General features: G+C 73.3%; 22 protein-coding genes and 1 riboswitch. Of the genes, 13 read left to right on the top strand and 9 right to left on the bottom strand.

Annotated elements, in window-relative coordinates:
* Positions 1–23 precede the first annotated feature (23 nt).
* Positions 24–1616: an ATP-binding cassette domain-containing protein gene (locus AB0H37_RS23295; RefSeq protein ID WP_329090941.1), complete on the top strand. Its 1593-nt coding sequence runs from the start codon at positions 24–26 to the stop codon at positions 1614–1616.
* Positions 1617–1757: 141 nt separating this feature from the next.
* Positions 1758–3137: an aminotransferase class V-fold PLP-dependent enzyme gene (locus AB0H37_RS23290; protein WP_329090943.1), complete on the top strand. Its 1380-nt coding sequence runs from the start codon at positions 1758–1760 to the stop codon at positions 3135–3137.
* 7 nt (positions 3138–3144) lie between these two features.
* Here AB0H37_RS23290 and AB0H37_RS23285 read toward each other — a convergent pair whose 3' ends face one another.
* From AB0H37_RS23285 to AB0H37_RS23275, 3 genes are all read right to left on the bottom strand, one after another.
* Entirely contained in the window at positions 3145–5643 is a 2499-nt protein-coding gene (locus AB0H37_RS23285; protein WP_179834827.1) for a mannose-1-phosphate guanyltransferase, read from the bottom strand.
* The gene (locus tag AB0H37_RS23280) at positions 5640–6323 is read right to left on the bottom strand and encodes a CDP-alcohol phosphatidyltransferase family protein (RefSeq protein WP_360615073.1); all 684 of its coding nucleotides are present in this window, start codon (positions 6321–6323) and stop codon (positions 5640–5642) included. Before AB0H37_RS23280 ends, AB0H37_RS23285 begins: the two co-directional genes overlap by 4 nt.
* 130 nt (positions 6324–6453) lie before the next feature.
* The gene (locus AB0H37_RS23275) at positions 6454–7617 is read right to left on the bottom strand and encodes a histidine kinase (protein WP_360615071.1); all 1164 of its coding nucleotides are present in this window, start codon (positions 7615–7617) and stop codon (positions 6454–6456) included.
* 178 nt (positions 7618–7795) lie between these two features.
* Here AB0H37_RS23275 and AB0H37_RS23270 point away from each other — a divergent pair, with 178 nt between their 5' ends.
* The 3 genes from AB0H37_RS23270 to AB0H37_RS23260 all read left to right on the top strand — a co-directional run bounded on the left by AB0H37_RS23270 (position 7796) and on the right by AB0H37_RS23260 (position 11507).
* Complete coding sequence (locus tag AB0H37_RS23270; protein ID WP_360615069.1) at positions 7796–8791, top strand: hypothetical protein; 996 nt, start codon at positions 7796–7798, stop codon at positions 8789–8791.
* A gap of 50 nt (positions 8792–8841) precedes the next feature.
* Positions 8842–8955, top strand: a riboswitch (TPP riboswitch).
* Positions 8951–10717 (top strand): phosphomethylpyrimidine synthase ThiC, encoded by a 1767-nt coding sequence (gene thiC / locus AB0H37_RS23265; RefSeq protein WP_360615067.1) that lies wholly within the window; start codon positions 8951–8953, stop codon positions 10715–10717. (Overlaps the previous riboswitch by 5 nt.)
* Positions 10718–10925: 208 nt before the next feature.
* On the top strand, positions 10926–11507 hold the full coding sequence (locus AB0H37_RS23260; RefSeq protein ID WP_229810577.1) for a TetR/AcrR family transcriptional regulator: 582 nt from the start codon (positions 10926–10928) through the stop codon (positions 11505–11507).
* Between the two features lie 7 nt (positions 11508–11514).
* Here AB0H37_RS23260 and AB0H37_RS23255 read toward each other — a convergent pair whose 3' ends face one another.
* Positions 11515–12351: a metallophosphoesterase gene (locus AB0H37_RS23255; RefSeq protein ID WP_360615064.1), complete on the bottom strand. Its 837-nt coding sequence runs from the start codon at positions 12349–12351 to the stop codon at positions 11515–11517.
* 26 nt (positions 12352–12377) lie between these two features.
* On the bottom strand, positions 12378–12518 hold the full coding sequence (locus tag AB0H37_RS23250) for a hypothetical protein (RefSeq protein ID WP_360615062.1): 141 nt from the start codon (positions 12516–12518) through the stop codon (positions 12378–12380).
* A gap of 93 nt (positions 12519–12611) precedes the next feature.
* Between AB0H37_RS23250 and AB0H37_RS23245 the strand changes: the two genes are divergently transcribed.
* On the top strand, positions 12612–13586 hold the full coding sequence (locus AB0H37_RS23245; RefSeq protein ID WP_360615060.1) for a DUF1838 family protein: 975 nt from the start codon (positions 12612–12614) through the stop codon (positions 13584–13586).
* A 58-nt stretch (positions 13587–13644) separates the two neighbouring features.
* On the opposite strand, the gene AB0H37_RS23240 is transcribed toward AB0H37_RS23245, so the two are convergent.
* Together AB0H37_RS23240 and AB0H37_RS23235 are read right to left on the bottom strand one after the other, a co-directional pair.
* On the bottom strand, positions 13645–14148 hold the full coding sequence (locus AB0H37_RS23240; RefSeq protein WP_329090960.1) for an anthrone oxygenase family protein: 504 nt from the start codon (positions 14146–14148) through the stop codon (positions 13645–13647).
* 17 nt (positions 14149–14165) lie between these two features.
* On the bottom strand, positions 14166–15014 hold the full coding sequence (locus AB0H37_RS23235) for an NAD(P)H-binding protein (protein ID WP_179834820.1): 849 nt from the start codon (positions 15012–15014) through the stop codon (positions 14166–14168).
* A gap of 82 nt (positions 15015–15096) precedes the next feature.
* On the opposite strand from AB0H37_RS23235, the gene AB0H37_RS23230 reads away from it, so the two are divergent.
* Positions 15097–16038, top strand: a complete 942-nt coding sequence (locus AB0H37_RS23230; protein WP_360615058.1) for an AraC family transcriptional regulator — start codon at positions 15097–15099, stop codon at positions 16036–16038.
* A gap of 9 nt (positions 16039–16047) precedes the next feature.
* Here AB0H37_RS23230 and AB0H37_RS23225 read toward each other — a convergent pair whose 3' ends face one another.
* Together AB0H37_RS23225 and AB0H37_RS23220 are read right to left on the bottom strand one after the other, a co-directional pair.
* Positions 16048–16212: a hypothetical protein gene (locus tag AB0H37_RS23225; protein WP_360615056.1), complete on the bottom strand. Its 165-nt coding sequence runs from the start codon at positions 16210–16212 to the stop codon at positions 16048–16050.
* A gap of 33 nt (positions 16213–16245) precedes the next feature.
* On the bottom strand, positions 16246–17577 hold the full coding sequence (locus tag AB0H37_RS23220; protein ID WP_360615054.1) for a hypothetical protein: 1332 nt from the start codon (positions 17575–17577) through the stop codon (positions 16246–16248).
* Between the two features lie 195 nt (positions 17578–17772).
* On the opposite strand from AB0H37_RS23220, the gene AB0H37_RS23215 reads away from it, so the two are divergent.
* The 6 genes from AB0H37_RS23215 to AB0H37_RS23190 all read left to right on the top strand — a co-directional run bounded on the left by AB0H37_RS23215 (position 17773) and on the right by AB0H37_RS23190 (position 22009).
* Entirely contained in the window at positions 17773–18504 is a 732-nt protein-coding gene (locus AB0H37_RS23215) for a GntR family transcriptional regulator (RefSeq protein ID WP_360615052.1), read from the top strand.
* A gap of 101 nt (positions 18505–18605) precedes the next feature.
* Positions 18606–20048: a PTS ascorbate transporter subunit IIC gene (locus AB0H37_RS23210; protein WP_329090973.1), complete on the top strand. Its 1443-nt coding sequence runs from the start codon at positions 18606–18608 to the stop codon at positions 20046–20048.
* Positions 20049–20135: 87 nt separating this feature from the next.
* Entirely contained in the window at positions 20136–20438 is a 303-nt protein-coding gene (locus AB0H37_RS23205) for a PTS sugar transporter subunit IIB (RefSeq protein ID WP_179834816.1), read from the top strand.
* Positions 20435–20917, top strand: coding sequence for a PTS sugar transporter subunit IIA (locus AB0H37_RS23200; RefSeq protein WP_179834815.1), 483 nt, complete (start codon positions 20435–20437; stop codon positions 20915–20917). The genes AB0H37_RS23205 and AB0H37_RS23200 overlap by 4 nt, the downstream gene beginning before the upstream one ends.
* Complete coding sequence (locus AB0H37_RS23195) at positions 20910–21653, top strand: sugar isomerase domain-containing protein (RefSeq protein ID WP_360615049.1); 744 nt, start codon at positions 20910–20912, stop codon at positions 21651–21653. Before AB0H37_RS23200 ends, AB0H37_RS23195 begins: the two co-directional genes overlap by 8 nt.
* Positions 21654–21751: 98 nt before the next feature.
* Entirely contained in the window at positions 21752–22009 is a 258-nt protein-coding gene (locus AB0H37_RS23190) for an EF-hand domain-containing protein (RefSeq protein ID WP_179834813.1), read from the top strand.
* Positions 22010–22017: the final 8 nt, after the last annotated feature.

The raw sequence follows: 22017 nt of genomic DNA, 5'->3' as shown, positions 1-22017 counted from the left end.
GGGGTCGCCCGGCGGGAGGACAGATGATCGAGGTCCGCGAGGTGGGGCAGCGAACGGCCGGGGGACGACGGACGCTGCGGGAGGTGTCGCTGGCGATCGGCGCCGGGGAGCTGGTGGCGATCATCGGCGGCAGCGGGGCGGGCAAGACCACCCTGCTGGACGCCATCGCGGGCGTCCGGCCGCCCGCCGAGGGCGAGGTCAGGTACGACGGCGCCGCGGGGGGCCCGGCCGCGGGCTCGCTGGGCTACGTGCCGCAGGACGACATCGTGCACCTGGAGATGCCGCTGCGGCGCACGCTGCGTTACGCGGCGGGGCTGAGGCTGCCCGCGGGGACGCCTCCCGAGCGCGCCGAGCGCGCCGTGGACGGCGTCCTGGAGGCGCTCGCGCTGACCGCCCGGGCGGGGCAGCGCGTCGGGTCGCTGAGCGGTGGCGAGCGCAAGCGGGCCAGCATCGCGGTCGAGCTGCTGACGCGGCCGCGCGTGTTCTTCCTGGACGAGCCCACGTCCGGCCTCGACCCGGCGACCGCGGCCGACCTGATGCGGCTGCTGCGCGGGCTCGCGGACTCGGGGACGACGGTGGTGATCACCACGCACCATCCGCCGGACGTCCTGGTGTGCGACCGGGTGGCCGTCCTCGCCGGGGACGGGCGGCTGGCCTTCTACGGCGAGCCCGGCGAGGCGCGCGAGCGATTCCAGGCGGACCGGATCGAGGACATCTACCTGCGGCTGGCCGAGGTGGAGGCGCACGAGTGGGCGGGCCGGTTCGGCGCGCCCCCGGCGCCGGCGACCGGCCCGGCGATCGGCGCGTTCCGGCAGTGGGCCCTGCTCACCCGGCGCAGCCTGGACCTGCTCACCCGCAACCGGCTCACCCTCGCGGTGCTGCTCGGGTCGCCGCTCATGGTGATGGCGATGTTCGCGGTCCTGTTCCGGCCCGGGGCGTTCTCGCCCGGGTCCCCCAGCCCCGCCGCGACGGTGATGATCCTTTTCTGGATCGCGTTCGGCGGGTTCTTCTTCGGCCTGACCTACGGGCTGCTGCAGATCTGCAACGAGCTGCCCGTGCTGCGGAGGGAACGGCTCACCGGGCTGCGGGTCGCACCGTACGTCCTGGCGAAGGCGGCCGTCCTGCTGCCGCTGCTGGCCGTGGTGGACGCGCTGATGCTCGGTGTCCTGCGGGCGCTGGACCGGCTGCCCGCGATGGGGTGGAGCACGTACGGGGAGCTGTTCGTCACGCTGCTGCTGTGCTCGCTGGCGGCGCTGGCGCTGGGCCTTCTGGTGTCGGCGGCGGTCACCGACCCGGCCCAGGCCACGATGGCGCTGCCGATGCTCTGCTTTCCGCAGGTGCTGTTCGTGGGCGCGATCCTGCCCGTCCCGGTGATGGCGCCGCCCGGACGGTGGCTCAGCTACGGCATGTCCAACCGGTGGGCGTTCGAGGGGCTCGGGCACAGCCTCGGGGTGGAGCGGCTCTGGGCGACCGGGCGCTCGCCGCTGGGCCCGCCCCTGCTCGACTCCTACGGTGACACGTTCTCGCGGTCGCCGGCCGTGGACTGGGCGCTGCTGGGCGGGTTCACGGCGCTGTTCCTCGCGGGAGCCTGCCTGGTCCTCACCCGGAGGACATGAAACCCCTTCCCTGTAGGCCATTTAAGGCCACCACGGCGCTCTTGCATCGTCCCAGCCGATTCTGGACCGTTTAGTGAGGGATGCGGCTTTTGCGCACGGGGGTGCATGGTGAGTGCTTCGCCCGGTTTTGATGTCGACCTCATGCCCGGCTATGCGGAGACGCGGCGGCTGGACGAGCTGCGGGCCGCCGAGTACGCCTACCTTGACGCGCAGACGTACCTGGACTACACCGGCTCGGGCGTCGCCGCCGCCGCGCAGATCCGCGCCCACGCCGAGCGCCTCTCCGGGCACTGCTACGGCAACCCGCACTCGGAGAACCCCACCTCCAGCGCCTCCACGGCACTCGTCGAGCGGGCCCGGCGGGCGGTCCTGGCGTTCTTCAACGCCTCCCCCGAGGAGTACGCCGTGGTGTTCACGCAGAACGCCACCGGCGCGTGCCGCCTCGTCGGGGAGGCCTACCCGTTCGGGCCCGGCGGCCGGCTCGTCCTCACCGGCGACAACCACAACTCGGTGAACGGGATCAGGGAGTTCGCGAGGGCGCGCGGCGCCGAGGTCGCCCACGTGCCCGTCGGCGGTCCCGACCTGCGGGTCCGCGAGGCCGAACTCGCCGCGGCGCTGGGCGACGGCGGCGGCCTGCTGGCCTTCCCCGCGCAGAGCAACTTCAGCGGGGTCCGGCATCCGCTGAGCTGGATCGACCTCGCCCACGCGCACGGCTACGACGTGCTGCTGGACGCGGCCGCACTCGCGCCCGCCTGCCGCCTCGACCTGAGCCGGGTCCGGCCCGACTTCGTCCCGGTGAGCTGGTACAAGGTGTTCGGCTACCCGACCGGCGTGGGCAGCCTGGTCGCCCGCCGGGAGGCGCTGGCCCGGCTGCGCCGCCCCTGGTTCGCCGGCGGGACCATCCAGGCGGTCAGCGCGCTCGGCGGCTGGCACGTGCTCGCGCCCGACGAGACCGCGTTCGAGGACGGCACCCTGAACTTCCTGTCCGTCCCGGACGTGGAGTTCGGCATCCACTGGATCGAGGACATCGGCCTGGACCTCGTCCACCGCCGCGTCGGGTGCCTGACCTCGCTGCTCCTGCGCCGCCTCGCGGGCCTGCGCCACGCCGACGGCTCCCCCCTCGTCCGGGTGTACGGACCGGAGGGCGTCGACGGCCGGGGCGGCACCGTCGCGTTCAACGTGCTCGACCGCCGCGGCGCGGTCGTGGACGAGCGGATCGTGGCCCGCGACACCGCCGCCGCCGGCATCTCGATCCGGACCGGCTGCTTCTGCAACCCCGGCGCGGGCGAGGGCGCGTTCGGGATCTCCGAGCACGCCCTGCGCCGGACCGCGAACCTGCGGATGCGGACGCTCGACGACTACCTGGGCGTGCTCGGGCTGCCGACCGGCGGCGCGGTCAGGGCGTCTCTCGGCCTCGTCTCGAACATCGCCGACGTGGAGCACCTCATCGCGTTCCTCGGCGCCCGGTACGCCGACCGGGAACCCGACGGGGCGGGCCTCAGGCCCCGCGACCGCTGCTGAGGGCCGTTCAGGAGCCCGCGCGCTCCACGACCGCGGCCCACTCCGCCAGGAGCGCCTGCGCGGCGTCGGCGTCCGGCCCCTCGGCCCACAGGTGCGTCACCGCCTCCGCGGGGTCGGGCAGCACGAGGACCCAGCGGCCGTCGCCCTCCACCACGCGCACGCCGTCGGTGGTGTCGAGCGTCCGGGTGCCCGCCGCCTCCACGACGTGGCGCATCACGCCGCCCTTGGCGGCCCACGGCGTCGGGACGGAGCGGCGCAGCAGGTGCGCGTCGGGGATGCGGCGGTCGATCTGCGACAGCGTCAGCCGCGTCCGCGCGACCAGGCCGACCAGCCGGACGAACGCCGCGATCCCGTCCACGGTGCCGCTGAACTCGGGCATCAGGAACCCCCCGCGCCCGTCGCCCGCGAAGACCACGCTCGGCTGCGCGGCCGCCTTGGTCAGCACGTCCTGGGACGTGGAGGTCCACTCGACCTGCACGCCGTGGAACCGGCACACCTGCTCGGCGACCCGCGTCGTCGTCACCGGCAGCGCCACCTTGCCGCCGCGCCGCTCGGCCGCGACCAGGTCCAGCATCACCAGCAGGGCCCGGTCGTCGCCCACCAGCTCGCCGTTCTCGTCCACCAGGGAGATCCGCTCCCCCACCGGGTCGAACCGGACGCCGAACGCGGCCCGCGACGAGGACACCAGCTCGCCGAGCCGCTCCAGGTCGCGCATCCGCTCGGCGAGCGTCTCGGTCGGGTTGGCCTCGTCCAGGCCCACGTTGCGGGTGAGGACCTCCACGCCGACCTTCCCGAGCAGGTTCGGCAGCACGAGCGAGGCCACCCCGCCCGCGCAGTCCAGGACGATCTTCAGCCCCGCCTCGCGGACGCCGCGGATGTCGACGCGGCGCAGCAGGTCGCGGGTGTAGGTCTCCACGACGCGCGGCGGGTAGGTCAGCTCGGCGATCTCGCCGGGGAAGGCGCGGCGGTACTCCTGCCGGCCGAAGACGCGCTCCAGCTTGCGCTGCGCGCCCTGGGACAGGTCGGCGCCGTCCGGGTCCAGGAACAGGATGTCGACGCCCTGCGGGTCGCCGAGGGTGGTGCGGATGTAGATCCCGCCGACGCTGTCCTCGCGGCCGGTCTCGAACCGGGCGACGGTCAGCGGCGTCGCCTCCAGGTCCTGGACGTTGATGGCGCTCGCGGTGAGAGCGCTGTTCACGGCGCGTTTCAGGGTGCGGGCCGCGCGCGAGACGTCCCGTCCCGTGACGACGGTCGTGCCCTTCTTCAGCGTCGTCGCGTAGGCGGAGGCGAGCCGTACCGCCAGCTCGGGGGTGATCTCCACGTTGACGAGGCCGGACACCCCCCGCGGCCCGAACAGGTTGCGCTGCCCACGCGACTCCCAGATCACGCTGGTGTTGACGACGGCGCCGGCCTCGATGGTCTTGAACGGGTACACCTTCACGCCGCTGGACACGTACGCCTCGGCCTCGATGACGCACTCGTCCCCGATGACGGCGCCCTCCTCCACGCGGGCCCCGGCCATGATGTCGGTGTTCTTGCCGACGACGCAGCCCCGCAGGTTCGTGGACGGCGCGACGAACACGTTGTCGTGGACGATGGCGCGGTGCAGGAACGCGCCCTCCTTGACGACGACGTTGCTGCCGAGCACGGTGAACTCGCGCAGCTCGACGCCCGCCTCGACCTTCGCGTAGTCGCCGATGTAGAGCGGCCCCTTGAGGACGGCCTCGGCGTCCACCTCCGCGCCCTCGGCGACCCACACGCCCGGCGACATCTCGAAGCCGTCCAGGTCGATGCCGACCAGCCCGGACAGCATGTCCGCCTGGGCCTTGAGGTAGCTCTCGTGCGTGCCGACGTCCTCCCAGTAGCAGTCGGCCACGTACCCGAACAGGCGGGCGCCCTCGGCGAGCAGCTTCGGGAAGACGTCCCCCGACCAGTCGACCGGCTCGCCCTCCGCGACGTGCTCCAGCACCTCCGGCTCCATCACGTAGATGCCGGTGTTGACGGTGTCGGAGAAGACCTGGCCCCAGGTGGGCTTCTCCAGGAACCGCTGCACGCGGCCCGCGTCGTCCACGATGATGATCCCGAACTCCAGGGGGTTCGGGACGCGCTTGAGCCCGATGGTGACGAGGGCGTCGTTCTCCTCGTGGAACCGCACCATGTCGGTCAGGTCGATGTCGGTGAGCGCGTCCCCCGAGATCACCAGGAAGCGGTCGTCGCGCAGCGCCTCCTCGGCGTTCTTGACGCTGCCGGCGGTGCCGAGCGGGACCTCCTCGGTCGCGTAGCTCAGCGACATGCCGAGCTCCTCGCCGTCGCCGAAGTAGTTGCGGATCAGCGCGGCCAGGAACTGGACGGTGACGACGGTCTCGCCGAACCCGTGCTTCTTCAGCAGCCGCAGCACGTGCTCCATGATCGGCCGGTTGACGAGCGGCAGCAGCGGCTTCGGCTGGTTGGCGGTCATCGGACGCAGCCGCGTCCCCTCGCCTCCCGCCATCACGACGGCCTTCATCGGGGGGTCTCAGCTCCCTTCTGGTCGCCGGCCGGCGGTTCCGCGCCCGGATCGCCCGTCCTGGACGCGGGGCCCGGCCCGGAGGCCGGGGGCGGTGAGGCGCGGCCGGCCAGCAGCAGTTGCCGCGTCTGCACCCAGTAGAGGACGGCCGCCCACCAGTACAGGGCGGTCCCCCAGCCGGCGAAGGCCCATCCGACGACCCGCGCCGCGGTGCCCGCGCCGCCGTCGTGGTCGCCGAGCAGCAGCAGCGGGAAGGAGTACAGCAGGCACATCGTCGCCGCCTTGCCGATGAAGTGCACGGGCAGCGTGCCGCCGTATCCGAGCCGCCGCACGATCGGCGCGATCGGCAGGATCGCCACCTCGCGGGCGACGAGCGCGAGCACCAGCCACAGCGGGATGATGTCGCGGATGGTGAGCCCGACGAGCGTGGCCAGGATGTAGAGGCGGTCGGCGGCCGGGTCGAGGACCATGCCGAGCTTGCTCGTCTGGTTGAACGCCCGCGCCAGCTTCCCGTCCAGCCAGTCCGACAGGCCCGCGAACACCAGCAGGCCGAGCGCCCACCAGTCCGCCTCGATCAGGACGAGCCACAGGAACAGCGGGACGCCCAGGAGCCGGGTGAGGCTCAGGACGTTCGGCACCGTCAAGATCCGGTCCTGCGGGGCCTCCTGCAAAGTGCTCACCGACGTTGCCTCCCCTGGTCCCCTTGATCCTGACCCTATCCGTAAGGGGTGGAAAGCCCCCCGGCGGTGTCCGCGTCGGAGTCGGGAGGTTCCCGGCTAACGGGTGCCACCGGATTCCGCCGGGCGCACGTCACGCCTGGCGCGGGGCGACGGCGTCCACGAGCGGGAGGAAGGCGGTGACGACGAACCCGCCGGACTCGCCCGGACCCGCGTCCAACGTCCCGCCCACGCTGCGCGCCCGCTCGATCATTCCGAGGATCCCGAACCCCTCGGGCGGTCCGCCGGACGGCCCCCCGCCGTCGTCGGCGACCCGGACGACGAGCCCCCCGCCGTCGCGTGCCAGGCTCACCGTCGCGCGCTTCGCATCGGCGTGCTTGACCACGTTGGTCAGGGCCTCCTGGACGATCCGGTACGCGGCGACCCCCGTCTCCGGGGGCAGCGTCCCGACGTCCCCGTCCCGCAGGTCGATGTCGATCCCGCTGCTGCGCGCCGCGTCCACGAGGCCGGCGACGGCGCGGGGCCCCGGCAGCGTCCCGGGGGTGCCGACGTCGGTACCGCGCAGGACCTGGAGCGTGCCGCGCAGCTCGGTCCGCGCGTCCCGGCACGTCGAGGCGATGGAGGCGAGCGCGTCGGCCAGCTCCTCCCGGTCGAGCGGCCGGTCCCCGCGCGCGAGGTGGGCCGCGGCGCCGGCCTGCACGCCGATCAGGGTGATGCTGTGGGCGAGGAGGTCGTGCAGGTCGCGGGCGATCCGCAGGCGCTCCTCGGCGACCCGCCGCCGCGCCTCCTCCTCCCGCGTGCGCTCGGCCCGCTCGGCCCGCTCGGTGATCGTCGCGAGCCGCGCCCGGTGCACCCGCCACACCTGGACGGCGATGACGACCGACACCACGGCCTCGATGACCGCGATCTGCTCGCGCAGGGAGCCGCCCCCCGCCCGCATCGCCATGCCGACCACGCAGACGCCGAGCAGGGACGCGACGACGCCGAGGACGATCCGCACCCGGCGCCCGAGCACCGCGTAGGCGAACAGCGCGATCACCTCGGCGGGCACCAGCGCGTGGTGCTGGTACTGCGCCAGGTGGTAGGGCAGCACCAGGGCCACCAGCGCCAGCAGGCCCGGGGCCGGCCACCGCCGGATCACTGCGAGCGGGACGTGCGCCGCCACCAGCAGCAGCACGCCCGGCGCGTCCAGTGCCCGGACGCCCGGCCACAGCACGGCGGCGGCCGCCGCCGCCCCCGCGAGCGCCGACGCCGCCAGGGCGTCCCTCACCGTCACATCGCCCCGGGGCACCGTCACCACGCGCTCATTCTCCCCCACTCGCGTGATCCGCGCACCGCGGCCCGCGCCCACGCGAATGATCTTTCCCGGCGGCGCCTGCGGGGCCGGAGGCCCGCCCTATAGTTCTGCAGACCCCGTCACGAAGGGCCGACAGTTGTCCGTCCCCCCGCCTGCCGTCCCCTCGCCCGGACTCCGGATGACGCTCGGCGCGCGAGCCTACCGATGGCCGTTCCGCGCCCTTCTCGCCGCGCTCGCGGCCGGCGCGGCCCTCGTCCTGGCGACCCGCCCCGGCACCGGAATCCTCGATCCGGACAAGGCCCGCCAGATCCTGCCGCCCTGCGGCGGCGGCTGCCTGCTCGCCGCCCTCGCCGCCGTCCTCTGGGCGGCCCGGCTCCACCGGACCCGCCTCATCGTGAGCATCGGCGAGGAGGGGGTGGTCCTCCGCCGCGGCAGGCGGGTGGCGGCCGTCCCGGCCGGAGCCGTGGACGCGGTAGGGATCAGGTGGCCCGTCGGCGACCCGGTATGGACGCTCTGGCTCGACCCGGAGCAGGCGCCGGTCGCCGCGGCCGTCGCCGAGGTCGACGGGAACGCGGTGGCGCTGCTCGCCGGCGGGTCGCTCCCGTCCGGATGGCTCCCGGCCGTCCGGACCGCGACCACGGGCATCCTCGGCGCCGCCTGGCGCGTCGTCGACGATGAGGGCGAGGAGGTGCCGCCGCCCGCGGACGGCGCCCTGGCCCAGGCCCGCCACCTGGTCGTGGACGGCAGGGGCCGGTACCGCGACCGGCGCGGCGGCGCGGTCCTCGCCGTGGCCAGCGGCCGGCGCGGCGGGCGGACCATCGTGCTGTGCGACCCCCACGCCGCCGCGCTGCTGGTGTTCCGGGGCCCGTCCCGGCTGCCGGGCCGCGACCGCGTGCGCGTCCTCGACGCGGACGGCCGCCCCCTCGGATTCCTGCGCGGCCGGCGCGAGCCGTCCTTCCACACCGCCGGCGGGATGCTCCTCGGCAGCACCCGCGCGACCGGCGACGGCCACGTCGTCACCGGCATCGACGGCCGGCACTCAGCCACGCTGCGCATCGGCGACGGCGACGGCGCTGAGGCCCGGATGGAGTTGGAGCGGTCGCCGTCCGCCCCGGACCCCCTCCGCACCCTGGCCCTCGCCCTGCCCGTCGCGATCCGCGCGGGCGCGTTCTAGCCCATGGACGGCGGTTGCGGCAAGCGGGGCCGCGCGGGTTAACGTCGTGGGCGACAGATCGCGGGGGCCCGGCGTACCGGGCTGAGATAGCGGCTGGGACGGCCGCTGACCGCATGAACCTGACCGGGTAATGCCGGCGTAGGGAGAGATCGAGTCGTCATGACCGAACCTGTGGTTCCAGCTGCCCGCAAGACCTACCTCCAGGGCTCGCGCCCGGAGATCCGGGTCCCGATGCGGGAGGTGCCGCTGACCAACGGCGACGTCGTCGTCCTGTACGACACGTCCGGGCCGTCCACCGATCCCGAGCAGGAGACCGACGTGCGCAGGGGGCTGCCGCCGCTGCGGGAGTCCTGGATCGCCGAGCGCGGCGACACCGCCCCCTACCAGGGCCGGGCGGCGCGCCCCGAGGACGACGGGCGCCGGTCCCCGGCCCCTGCCGTCCCCGCGGGCGGGGGAGACCGCCTCCCCCAGGCCGACGGCGAGGGCGTCCTGCCGCGGCGGCCGCGGCGCGCCACCGGCGGCGCGGTGACCCAGCGCGCCTACGCGCGGCGCGGGGAGATCACGCCGGAGATGGAGTTCGCCGCGCTGCGCGAGGGCGTGGCCCCGGAGTTCGTCCGGGACGCGCTGGCCGCCGGCCGCGCGGTGCTGCCCGCCAACGTCAACCATCCCGAGATCGAGCCGATGGTCATCGGGCGCGACTTCCTGGTCAAGGTCAACGCCAACATCGGCAACTCGGCCGTCGCGTCCTCGATCGAGGACGAGGTCGAGAAGATGACGTGGGCGACCCGCTGGGGCGCCGACACGATCATGGACCTGTCGACCGGCCGCGACATCCACACCACGCGCGAGTGGATCCTGCGCAACTCGCCCGTGCCGGTCGGGACCGTCCCGCTGTACCAGGCGGTGGAGAAGGTCGGCGGCGACCCGGCGGAACTCACCTACGAGGTCTTCCGCGACACCGTCATCGAGCAGGCGGAGCAGGGCGTGGACTACATGACCGTCCACGCCGGGGTGCTGCTGTCCTACGTGCCGCTGACGGCACGGCGCAAGACGGGGATCGTGTCGCGGGGCGGATCGATCATGGCGGCCTGGTGCCTGGCGCACCACGAGGAGAACTTCCTCTACACCCGCTTCGAGGAGCTCTGCGAGATCTTCGCCGCCTACGACGTGACCTGGTCGCTCGGGGACGGGCTGCGTCCCGGCTCCGTCGCGGACGCCAACGACGAGGCCCAGTTCGCCGAGCTGCGCACCCAGGGCGACCTGACGCGGATCGCGGCGCGGTTCGGCAACCAGGTGATGAACGAGGGCCCCGGGCACGTCCCGATGCACAAGATCAAGGAGAACGTGGACCTGCAGCAGGAGTGGTGCGACGGCGCGCCGTTCTACACGCTCGGGCCGCTGACCACCGACATCGCGCCCGGCTACGACCACATCACCTCGGCGATCGGCGCCGCGATGATCGGCTGGCACGGCACCGCGATGCTCTGCTACGTCACGCCGAAGGAGCATCTCGGGCTGCCGGACCGCGAGGACGTCAAGGCCGGCGTGATCGCCTACAAGATCGCCGCGCACGCCGCCGATCTCGCCAAGGGCCATCCGGGCGCGCAGGCGTGGGACGACGCGCTGTCGGAGGCGCGGTTCGACTTCCGCTGGGAGGACCAGTTCAACCTGTCCCTGGACCCCGGCACCGCCCGCGCCTTCCATGACGCGACGCTGCCGGCGGCGCCGGCGAAGACCGCGCACTTCTGCTCGATGTGCGGCCCGCACTTCTGCTCCATGAAGATCACGCAGGACGTGCGGCGGTTCGCGGCCGAGCGCGGCCTCGCCGACGGGGAGGCCCTCGCCGCGGGGATGCGGGAGAAGGCCGAGGAGTTCAGGGCCGCCGGCGGCCGGGTGAACCTCCCGGTCTCGTCCGCCGACGCCTGACCGGCCGCAGCACCACAGGAACGCCGGGAAGAGCACAGGGCCCGCCGTGCACCGTGCGCGGCGGGCCCGGTCCGTGTCCGGGCGCGTCCGGCGCGTCCGGGCGCAGGCCGGGGCAACGGCGCGGATAGGATCGAGGGACCGTTCCAAAAGCCGCGGATCCTCCCGATCGCCGCAGGCCCGTTCCACCCGGGAAGGATCGACGACCCACGTGACCAGCGACGACACGCCGAAGGCGCGCCCGGTGCGGGCCGACGTGCGCCGCAACCGCGCGCGGCTGCTCGCCGCGGCGCGGGAGACCTTCCAGCGCCAGGGGGCGGGCGCCTCGCTCGAAGGCGTCGCGCGGCTCGCGGGTGTCGGCATCGGCACGCTCTACCGCCACTTCCCCACCCGCCAGGACCTCCTGGAGGCCCTGCTCGCCGACGTCTACACGGGGCTGGCCTCGGCCGCCCGCGACCTGCTGGACTCCCCCTCCCCCGACGAGGCCCTGCTGGCCTGGCTGCGGACGTTCGTCTCGGAGATCACCGCGTTCCCCGGCATGGCGGCCTCGGCGATGGTGTCGCTGCGCGACCCCCGGCTCGACCCCTCCGGCTCCCGCGCGGCGATGTCCGAGGCGGGCGAGGCGCTGCTCGCCCGCGCGCAGCGCGCCGGGGACGCGCCCGCCGACGCGGCGTTCGGCGACGTGCTGAGGCTGGCGGGCGCGATCGCGACGGTCGCCGAGCGGGACCCGGACGCCGCCGCCCGGCTGCTGGCGCTCGCCGCCACCGGCGTGGCGCCGGGCGCGGCCCGCTAGGACCCGGTCAGTCCGCCTCGGGGGCGGGCAGGACGCGGCGGGGGCCGCGCGGCGCGTCGGCCCGCCGGCGCCACTCGCGCGGGTACCCGACCGACACCTCGATGTGCGGGACGCCGCCGGTCCAGATCGTCCGGGGAATGTGCAGGTGCCCGTAGACGACGGACACCGCGCCGAACCGGCTGTGCCAGTCGGCGGTGCGCTCGGTGCCGCACCACTGGGCGAACTCGGGGTACCAGAGGACGCGGGTGGGCTCGCGGACGAGCGGCCAGTGGTTGACGAGCACGGTCCGCGTCCCCGGCTCCAGGTCGGACAGGCGCCGCTCGGTGTAGGCGATCCTGGCGTCGCACCAGGCGTCCCGGCCGGGATACGGGTCGGGATGCAGGTAGACCTCGTCAGTGCAGACGACGCCGGCCTCGTGCGCGGCCTTGAGGGCCTCTTCCTTGCTGGACGTCCCGTCCGGCCGGAACGTGTAGTCGTACAGGATGAACAGCGGCGCCACCGTGACGGCGCCGTCCGGGCCGTCCCAGACGGGATAGGGGTCCTCGGGGGTCAGCACGCCCAGGCCGCGGCACATGTCGACGAGCCGGCGGTAGCGGGCCTCGCCGCGCAACTGCACGGGGTCGCCCTTGACGGTCCACAGTTCGTGGTTGCCTGGCACCCACACCACCCTGGCGAAGCGCTCGCCGAGGGTGCGCAGCGTCCACTCGACGTCGGCGAAGCGCTCGCCGACGTCGCCCGCAACGATCAGCCAGTCGTCCTCGGACGCGGGCCGCAGGCCCTCGACGAACGCGCGGTTCTCCGGGAACCCCACGTGCAGGTCGCTGATCGCGTAGACGCCGCCCATCCCGCGATCGTAAGCCCCACCGCCGCTCAGCCGTCGCCGGCGGGAAGGGTGAACAGGCGGATGTGGACGGGACGCGCGCCGGGCGGCGCGTCCTCCCGGCGGTGCGCGTGCTCGTGTGGCAGGCGGATGTATGCCTCGAAGAACTCGGCCAGGCCCTCCTCGGTCATGCTGGGGCGTGCTGCTCCCATGAGCGTGACTCGGCGGGCAGGGGCTGCTTGCATGGCGGCGACCCCCCATCACCCTTCACCCAGGGAGCCCCGATGCGACGCCGAATGACGGCCGCGCTCGCCGGCGCGGCCGCCGCGTGCCTGCTGTGGTCGGTGCCGGGCGCGGCCGCCGCCCGCCCGGCCTACGGCCCGTCCGCCCCCGGCCCGCTGTACGCGCAGGTCAAGGACCGTGACACCCGGCTGCAACTGCAGGTGCTCGGGCGCCCGGACGGCCGGGACATGCTGTACCGGATCTCGGGCTTCGTGTACGTGGACGCGCCGGGCGACACCCTGGCGCCGGCACTGCGGCACGGGACGAGGCTGTTCGGGTTCGAGGGCTACAACGTCCGGCGCCTGTACCGCGAACCGGGCACGAACAGGCTGTACCAGCTCAGCCGCGAGATCGTCTTCTACACCGACCCGCAGGACCCGGCGAGAGTGCTGCGGGAATGGCGCAACCCGCTGGACGGCAGGACCTATCCGCTGGTCCCGGTGAACAACGACGACGTCGATTTCGGCCCGTTCCCGATCACGCCGGAGTTCAGGCTCGGGCCGCTGAAGGACGTCCAGCGCACGCTCGCCCAGGTGTCGGACATTCCGCCTCGCACGGACCTGAAGGCGCTGACCGGGGACGATTTCGGGCTTCCCGGTGGGATCTACACCGCGTGGGAGATGTTCGACTTCTACCTCGGGAAGCGGGAGGCCGCGCGCCGGGCGCACGGCGTCCCGGAGGGCGCGATGGAGGTGACCAGCAGCTGGACGCGGTCCAGCCCGTTCATCCCGTCGATGTGCATCGCGGACAGGGACGTGCGCGCCCGGCTGACGTTCCACGCCCGGAGCTGGACCCTCGATTCCTGGGACGAGCTGGAGCCCTGGCTGAAGGCCGAGGTCCAGCGGGACCACCCGCTCTACCGGAAGGCCCCCGAGGCGCCTGCGCGGTCGGAGACCTCCTGGACGTCGTTCTACCGCAAGCAGCTCGACAACGGCGCCCTCACATGGGCGGAGTGGTGCGCGAAGAACGGCCGTTAGGTAGAGGGAACGAGGCCCGTGCTCCGGAAAGGGGCACGGGCCTCGTAGATCCGCCAGGTCAGTTGTTCTTGCCCCAGACGTAGACGGCCAGGCTCATGGCGAGGAGGCTCGCCCAGCTGAACACCGCGCGGACGGTGTTCCACGCCGTCCAGCGGCCGGAGTAGTCCGACCAGATCCTCGCCGCCTCGGAGACGTCCTTCGGGATCGTGACGCCGTCCAGGTCGTTGTTCATCGGGATGTTCACCGCGAAGCTGGGGAGGAGCGCGCCAACGAAGTACAGGCCGGCCGCGGCGAAGAAGAGCAGGGCCGCCGACTTCTGGTCCAGGGTGAGCAGCAGGATCCCCGCCGCCGCCGCCAGCACCGGAACCAGGAGGAACATCCCCACGAAGACCGGGTTCTGGATCCTCTGGTTGATGCCCTGCATGGCGTCGATCGCCGAGGCGGGCCGCGCCGCGTTCAACCCGGGCATCACGCCGGTGGAGAAGCCGAAGAACGTTCCGGCCATCCCGGCCGCCATGATGATCGAGAGGGTCGCCGAGACGCCCGCGAGAGAGAATTTCATGATGTCCGATCCTCGGGTCAGTGGTTCCAGATGCCGCTGGCGGCGGTCGCGTCCGCGTACGCGGAGAAGTCGCGCGGCGGGCGGCCGAGGGCCCGCTCGACGCCGTCGGCGGGCCGGGCGTTGCGGCCGTCCAGCACGGTCGTGAACAGGTAGGTCAGCAGGCCGATGACGTCCTCGGGCACACCGTGCCCCCGGAGGGCCGCCGCGTTGTCGTCCGCGCTGACGGGAACGAAGGCGATCTCGCGTCCGGCGGCACGGCCGATCTCGGCGACCGCCTCGGCGAACGTGAGCGCCCGGGGGCCGGTCACCTCGTACACCTCGCCGGCGTGCCCGTCCCGGGTGAGCGCCTCGACGGCCACGTCCGCGATGTCGTCGGCGTCCACGAACGGCTCCGGGACATCGCCCGCCGGGAGGACGACCTCGCCGGCCCGCACGGGGTCGAGCAGGTAGTCCTCACTGAAGTTCTGCGCGAACCAGCTCGACCGCACGACCGTCCAGACCAGGCCCGACTCCTGGACGATCCGCTCGCACTCCTGCGCCTCCGGCTCGCCCCGCCCCGACAGCAGGACCACGCGCCGCACGCCCGCGCCTGCCGCCGCACCTGTGAACGCGCGGATGGCGTCGGGGGCGCCGGGCACGGCCAGGTCGGGGTAGTAGGAGAGGTAGACGTTCTCGACGTTCCGCAGGACGGGCGCCCAGGTGGACTCGTCCTCCCAGTCGAAGGGCGGCGAGGCCGACCGCGAGCCCATCCGGACCGGGACGTCCCGGGCCTCCAGCCGCTCGACGACGCGGCGGCCTGTCTTGCCGGTCCCGCCGAGGACGAGGGTGAGGCCGCTCTCGATGATGTCGGATTCGCTGTTCGTCATGCCCTTGAGTCAACAGGCGGGCGGTTCTGGCCACCATCGTTGAGAAGCTCGCCCGCATTCGCGAGCGTCTACGCTGGCCTCCATGGACGCCCTGGCCGAACTCCTCGACGGTCCGCGCGCGCGGGGAGCGTTCATGCTGCGCTCGACCCTCGCGCCGCCCTGGTCGCTCCGGATCCAGGACGAGGCGCCGCTGACCCTGCTCTCCATGGTCAGGGACGAGGCGTGGCTGGTCCCGGACGAGGGCGATCCGCAGCGCGTCGGCCCAGGCGACATGGTCATCTTCCGGGGGCCGGACCCCTACACCGTGAGCGACGACCCGGCGACCGCGCCGCAGATCGTCATCCATCCGGGGCAGCGCTGCACCACCCCGGACGGCACGAGCCTCTCGGAGGCCATGGACCTCGGCGTCCGCGCCTGGGGCAACGACCCGGACGGGCCGGCGGTCATGCTGGTCGGCACCTACCAGATGCGCGGCGCCGTCACGCAGCGGCTGCTGGCCGCGCTGCCCCCGATGGCGGTCGTCCGCGGCGACACGTGGAGGTCGCCGCTCGTCGCCGTGCTGCAGGAGGAGATCGGCAAGGACGAGCCCGGCCAGGACGTCGTCCTCGACCGGCTCCTCGACCTGCTGCTCATCGCGACCCTGCGCGCCTGGTTCTCCCGCTCGGACGCCGCCGCGCCCGGCTGGTACCGCGCCCACGGCGACCCGGTCGTCGGTCCGGCGCTGCGGCTCCTGCACGACGACCTCGCGCACCCCTGGACGGTCGCGGACCTCGCGGCCGGGGTCGGGGTGTCGCGTGCGGCGCTCGCGCAGCGGTTCGCGAAGCTGATCGGCGAGCCGCCCATGTCCTACCTCACCGGCCTCCGCCTCGCGCAGGCCGCCGATCTGCTGCGCGAGACGGACGCGACCCTGGAGGCCGTCGCCCGCAGGGTCGGCTACGGCAACGCCTTCGCGCTGAGCACGGCCTTCAAGCGGGAGCACGGCGTCAGCCCGCAGGAGTACCGCACCGGGGCGGCGACGGCCTGACCGGCCGGCTCACTCCTCCCGGCGCAGTGTCGGCTCGGCGCGCACGACGGTGTCGTCGGCGGCCTCGGGGATGGGGATCACGAACGCGTGGTCGGCGAGGACGGCTCGGGGGCCCTGCCTGGCGCGGTCTGCCGGGTCGCGGGCCCCCTGGGCGAGGCAAGGGAACGTTCTCACGGACCCTGGCCCGCACCACCGACATCCGGTCCGCTATCGCGGAACGTACAGCCGGATGTCGTCCACCTGCGCCGATCCTTCGTAGAAGTTCATGTGCGGGTCACCGATCATGAACCGGTCCGGGTAGGCGGACCCGGCCGGCCAGGTGTCGCGGTCGACGAGGGTGCCGCCCGGGCCCGTCCAGGTCCAGTCGGCGTTGAACCGGCCGTCGTACTCGCCGGGCTTCTGGTTGTAGTGCCAGATCGGCTCGCCGTCCTGGACGAACGAGCGCGTGTAGCGCAGGGTCGCCCTGCCGACATGCGCGAAGACCCCGGACATCTCCATCGTGTAGGCGCCGCCGCGGCGCTCCACCGCGAACGTGTACGGCTCCGCCGGCAGCAGCTCGGGCTTCAGGTCGACGGTCGAGACGATGGCGCCGCCCTTGCGCAGCCCGCACTCGCTCTCCATCAGGTACTCGGTGCCCGGCATCGTCGGGTAGCGGCGGTCGTCGGTCATGAAGATCGCGTTGACGCCGTTGCCCGTCCCGGCGGAGTACGGCTCGTACTGCCCGGTCGCCGGGTCGCAGTACAGCAGGCCCTTGCCGGTGTACCGGTACCGGTTGTATCCGTCCATGGCGACCTTGCGATGGCCGTGGACGAACACGTTGTTGTGCGGCGCGACCCGCGGGTAGTCCATGATCGACATGTAGTAGAAGCCGTTGGAGTCGGTCCGGACGTCGGCCCACTCGCACTCGGGCCGGGTGTAGTCGCCGCCCGAGGCCCAGGGGAAGTTGGTCTTGCAGCCCGCCGGCGAGTAGCCGTTGACCCTGCCGTCCGGATAGTCCCAGGACCCGTTCCGCTGGCCGCCGAAGTCCAGGCCGCGCAGCGTCATCTCCACCCGGTACTCGGCGGGCAGGTCGCGGGTCGAGCGGATGACGACGCCCGCCTGGTGGACCGGCTCGTCCAGCCGGGCCACCCCCTTGCGGGAGGTGAGCGTGGGCGGCGCCTCCGGCCGGCCGTCCCCGTCGGCGTCGCGGGCGGCCAGCTCGGCGGTGAGCCAGCCGCGCTTCCCGAAGGTGAACGACTTGCGGTAGGTCTTCATCTTCGCCAGCTGCTGCCGGAACGCCGGGCCGCCCATCGTGTCGAAGTAGGCGCCGTCGTTGTCGTACATGTCGACGTTGTACGGACTGGACGGACCGTCACCGTCCGGCTTCCAGGGGGCCTTCGCGTCGTCGATGTGCCGGTCGAACGGCTCGGAGGCGACCAGCCTCCAGCCGTCCCCCGTCCCCGGCCGGCCCGGGTCCGCCTGGGCCGGCGCCGCACTGAGCGCCGCCGGCATGAGCATCGGCAGGGCCAGCGCCACGGCGCCGCGCACGAGCTTCCTCATCTGGCCGCCTTCCTCGCCGCGGCGAGCGCGGCGTTGACACGGTCGGGATCGGCACCGTCTGCCGATCTGCCGAGACGCTAGTTCGGGCCCTCCGGTCGTGACCACGGCAAACATCGCCAAAGTGGTATTGACCAGTCGCCATAATGGGACATACCGTGTGCGACGACAGGAATCGCGTCAAAGGAGGTGACAGGCGTGCCATCCGCCGGTGAGGCCCGGACCGCGAGCACGAAACGGCAGACGGTGCGCCGGGAGCTGCTCGCGATGCTGGACGGCATGGACGTCGGGGACGCGCTGCCGTCCGAGCGCCGGCTGGCCGAGGAGCTCGGCGTCTCGCGGCCGACGCTGCGCCAGGCCATCGACGGGCTCGTCGCCGAGGGCCTGCTCGACCGGCGCCACGGCAGCGGGACCTACCTGGCGGAACCCCGGATCGCCGTGTCGCTGACCATGACCTCGTTCACCGAGGACATGATCAGGCGCGGGATGAAGCCGGGCGGCAGGGTGCTGTCGTTCCGCACCGAGACCGCGGGGGCGCGGATCGGCCGCCGGCTGGCCCTGTCGCCCGTCGAAGAGGTATTTACCATTCGGCGGCTCCGGCTGGCCGACGAGGCCCCCATGGCCATCGAGACCCTCTACCTTCCGCGGGCGCTGATACCGGACCTGCGGCGGAGCGACCTGGAAGGGCGCTCGTTCTACGACCTGCTCCGGGGCAACGGCGTCGTGATCGCCTCGGGCACCGAGACCATCGAGCCGACCGTCACCACCGCCGAGGAGGCCGCCGAGCTCGGCGTCCCGGTGCACATGCCGGCGTTCCTGTTCGAGCGGATCACCAGGGACGCGGGCGGCCGGCCGCTGGAGTACGTCCGGTCCCTCTACCGCGGCGACCGGTACCGGCTGGAACTGGACCTGCGACCACCGAGCCACTGACCGCCCGCCCGGGCGCCGCGTCCCGGGCGCATGATCGTCCGTCCGCGCTGACGGGGGCGACAGCGCACCACCCATCCCCCGAGATGTGAGGCGAGTTCACCATGGACGTCATCAAGGACATCCTCACCTTCCTGGCCGACAACGTGTTCGGCCAGGTGCCCATCCTCATCGGGCTCATCACGCTGGCGGGCCTGCTCCTGCAGCGCAAGCGGTTCGAGGACGTCTTCGCCGGGGCGCTGCGCGCCACGATCGGCGTGGTCATCCTGTTCATCGGCGTGGAGGTCTTCACCGGGGGGCTGACGAGCTTCCAGACGGTGCTCGCCAGCGCGATGGGGACCACGCCGCCGAAGGCGGACAACAGCCTCGCCGACTTCCTCGCCGACCAGGGCGGGACGGTCGCGCTGGTGATCACGGTCGCGTTCCTGGCGCACGTGCTGGTCGTGCGGCTCTTCCCCGCGGCCCGGTACCTGTACCTGACCGGCCACCTGATGTTCTGGGTCAGCACGGTCACCGTCGCCTCCCTGGTGACGATCGCGCCCGGCGCCGACCAGCTCACGCTCGTGCTCTGCGGGGCCGGGTTCGTCGCCGCGTACTGGACACTGCAGCCGCTGTGGATGCGGCCGCTGATGCGCCGCGTCATGCCGGACGACCGCTTCGGGTTCGCGCACACCAGCTCGCTCGCCTGCCTGATCACCGGCTACGCGGCCCGCCCGCTCGGCAGCCGCGAGAAGCACGACACCGAGAAGCTGAAGCTCCCGCGCCAGCTGTCGTTCTTCAAGGACGTCAACGTCAGCACCGCGCTGATCATCACCGTGATCATGCTGGTCGGGGTCGCGTTCGCCGACCACGGCGTGGTGACCAAGGCCGCGGCCGAGATGGACGACAAGCTGTCGCCGTGGGTGTGGGCGATCCTGGTGGGCCTGCGCTTCGCGGGCGGCATCGCGATCCTGCTGTTCGGCGTGCGGATGTTCCTCGGCGAGATCGTCCCGGCGTTCAAGGGGTTCAGCGACCGCGTCATCCCGGGCACGCGGCCCGCGCTGGACGCGCCCACCGTGTTCCCCGTCGCGCCGACCGCCGTCATGGTCGGGTTCGTCGCCTCCACCGCGGTGTTCCTGGTCTGCCTCGCGGTCTTCGCCGCCGCCGGCTGGTTCACCCTCGCCCCGCCCATGATCATGCTGTTCTTCGTGGGCGGCGCGGCGGCGCTGTTCGGCAACGTGGTGGCGGGCTGGCGCGGCGCGGTCCTCGGCGGCGTCATCACCGGTCTGATCCTGGCCGTCGGGCAGGCCGTCACCTGGGGCCTGTACGAGCGGACCGCGCCCGAGCTGGCGACGCTCGCCGACCCCGACTGGTACGCGATCGGCTGGCTGCTGAAGGCCGCGGACCCGGTCGTCGGCGGCAACTCGATCTGGCTCGTCCCCGCGGTCGCGGTCGGCGCGATGATCGTCACCCTGCTGCTCCTCGGCCGCGCCGAGAAGCGCCGGGCGGCGGCGGACGAGCAGGAGGAGGAGAAGGCGCCCGAGAGCGCGGCCCCCGCGGAAGCCTGACGGGCGGGGGAAGCCCGGCGGACGGCGGAGGCCTGACGGACGCCCGCGCAGGCCTGACCGACCACCCTACGAGGAGAGAAGGACGACATGGCACTGGACCGGCAACTGGAGATCCTCGCGGTCTGCGGCGTCGGCATGGGCTCAAGCCTGATGCTCAAGATGACCGCCGAGGACGCGCTGCGCTCGCTCGGCGTGGAGGCCCGGGTGGAGAACACCGACGTGTCCACGGCGCGCGGGATGTCGCCCGACGTGGTGATCGGCCAGGGCATGCACACCGGCGAGATCGCCGACCTGGCCCCCGTGGTGATCACCATCAGCGACTTCCTGGACAAGGAGGGCCTGGAGGCCCAGCTCAGGGAGCGCCTCACCGAGCAGGGCTGGCTCTCGTGACGGCCCGTTCCGAGGGAGCGGCCACCGGGTCCGCAGCGCCGGGCCCGGTCGTCGCCGCGACCGACGAGGCGACCGCGGGCGACTGGCGGGAGGCCGTTCGCGTGGCGGCCTCCGCGCTGGTCACCGCGGGCGCTGCGGGCGAGGGCTACCCCGAGGCGTGCGTCCGGGTGGTGGAGGAGAACGGCCCGTACATCGTGCTGACCAAGGGGCTCGCGCTCGTCCACGCCCGTCCTGAGGAGGGCGGCCTGGCCGTCGGCGTCGGCGTGACCCGGCTGGCCACGCCGGTCGAGTTCGGCCATCCCGACAACGACCCGGTCGACCTGCTGCTGGCGTTCTGCACGCCCGACCCCGACGCGCACGTCGGCACCCTGTCCGGGCTGGCGCGCGCCCTGTCGGGCGGACTCGCCGACCGCCTGCGCGCCGCGTCCGGCGAAGACGACCTGGCCCGCATCCTGAAGGAGGCTCTACCGAATGCCTGACGCGGCCTCCTCCGGGTTCCCCGCCAGGGTTCGCACCCTGCTCGACGACCTCGACGCGACCTCGGGCGGGGCGGCCGGCGACGCCGCCGCCCTGCTGTTCGACGCGATCGAGGCCGGCGGGATCGTGCACGTCGCCGGCGCCGGGCATTCCCTGGCGATGGTCTGCGAGACGTTCTACCGGGCCGGCGGCCTCGCCGCCGTCCGCCCGATCTGGGACCCCGACGTCTTCCCGCTCGACCACGCGCTGCGCAGCACCCGCGCCGAGCGACGGGACGGGGTGGGGCGCGCCGTCGTCGAGAAGGCCGCGCCCGCCCCGCCCGACGTGGCGGTGGTGTTCTCCACCAGCGGCCGCAACCCCTATCCGGTGGAGGTCGCGCGGGAGTGCGCGGCACGGGGCGTGCCGGTCGTCGCGGTGACCTCGGCGCGGGCGTCGCGGGGCGCGGCGGCGAGGGCCGACACGACCCTCGCCGACCACGCGGCCATCGTCCTCGACACGTGCGTCCCGCCCGGGGACGTGCTGCATCCGGCGGGCGCGCCGCGCACCGCGGCGGTCTCCACCGTCCTCGCCGCGTACGCGTGGGCGCGGGTGCTCGCCGACCTCGACGACCTCGCGGCGGCGCGCGGCGTTGAGCCGCCCCGCTGGACGAGCGCGAACGTCCCCGGCGGCGACGAGGTGAACGCCGCGCTGCTGGAGCGCTACCGCCACCGCGTCCCCGAGTTGACGGGCGAGGGTTGACGGGGAACCGAGGATCGTCCCGCGGCGTTTCTCATAGGGACGGACCAACCCGCTGTGACAAGATGCGGGGCTGAGTTCGGACCGGAACGAGGAGCGAGATGACGACGAGACCGACCGGGGACGACCTTCTTGCCGTGTTCACGCGCGCGGACCTCGGCGGCGACGAGAAGCTCGACCTGATGGAGTTCACGCTCGGGCTGGAGGAGCTGGGGCTGTCCTGGACGCGGGCCGAGACGCAGGACAGGTTCGAGAGGGCGGACAGCAACCTCGACGGGTTCATCTCCTATGGCGAGTTCCGCGCCATCCTGGAGTCGCAGGGCTGGGTCGAGGGGCCCCTGCCCGGCGCGCGCGCCTGACGGCGAAG

Source organism: Actinomadura sp. NPDC023710 (genome assembly GCF_040639875.1).
Taxonomy (GTDB): Bacteria; Actinomycetota; Actinomycetes; order Streptosporangiales; family Streptosporangiaceae; genus Spirillospora; species Spirillospora citrea.
Note: the sequence above shows the minus strand (reverse complement) of the source record. Positions and strands in the feature narration are given on the sequence as shown.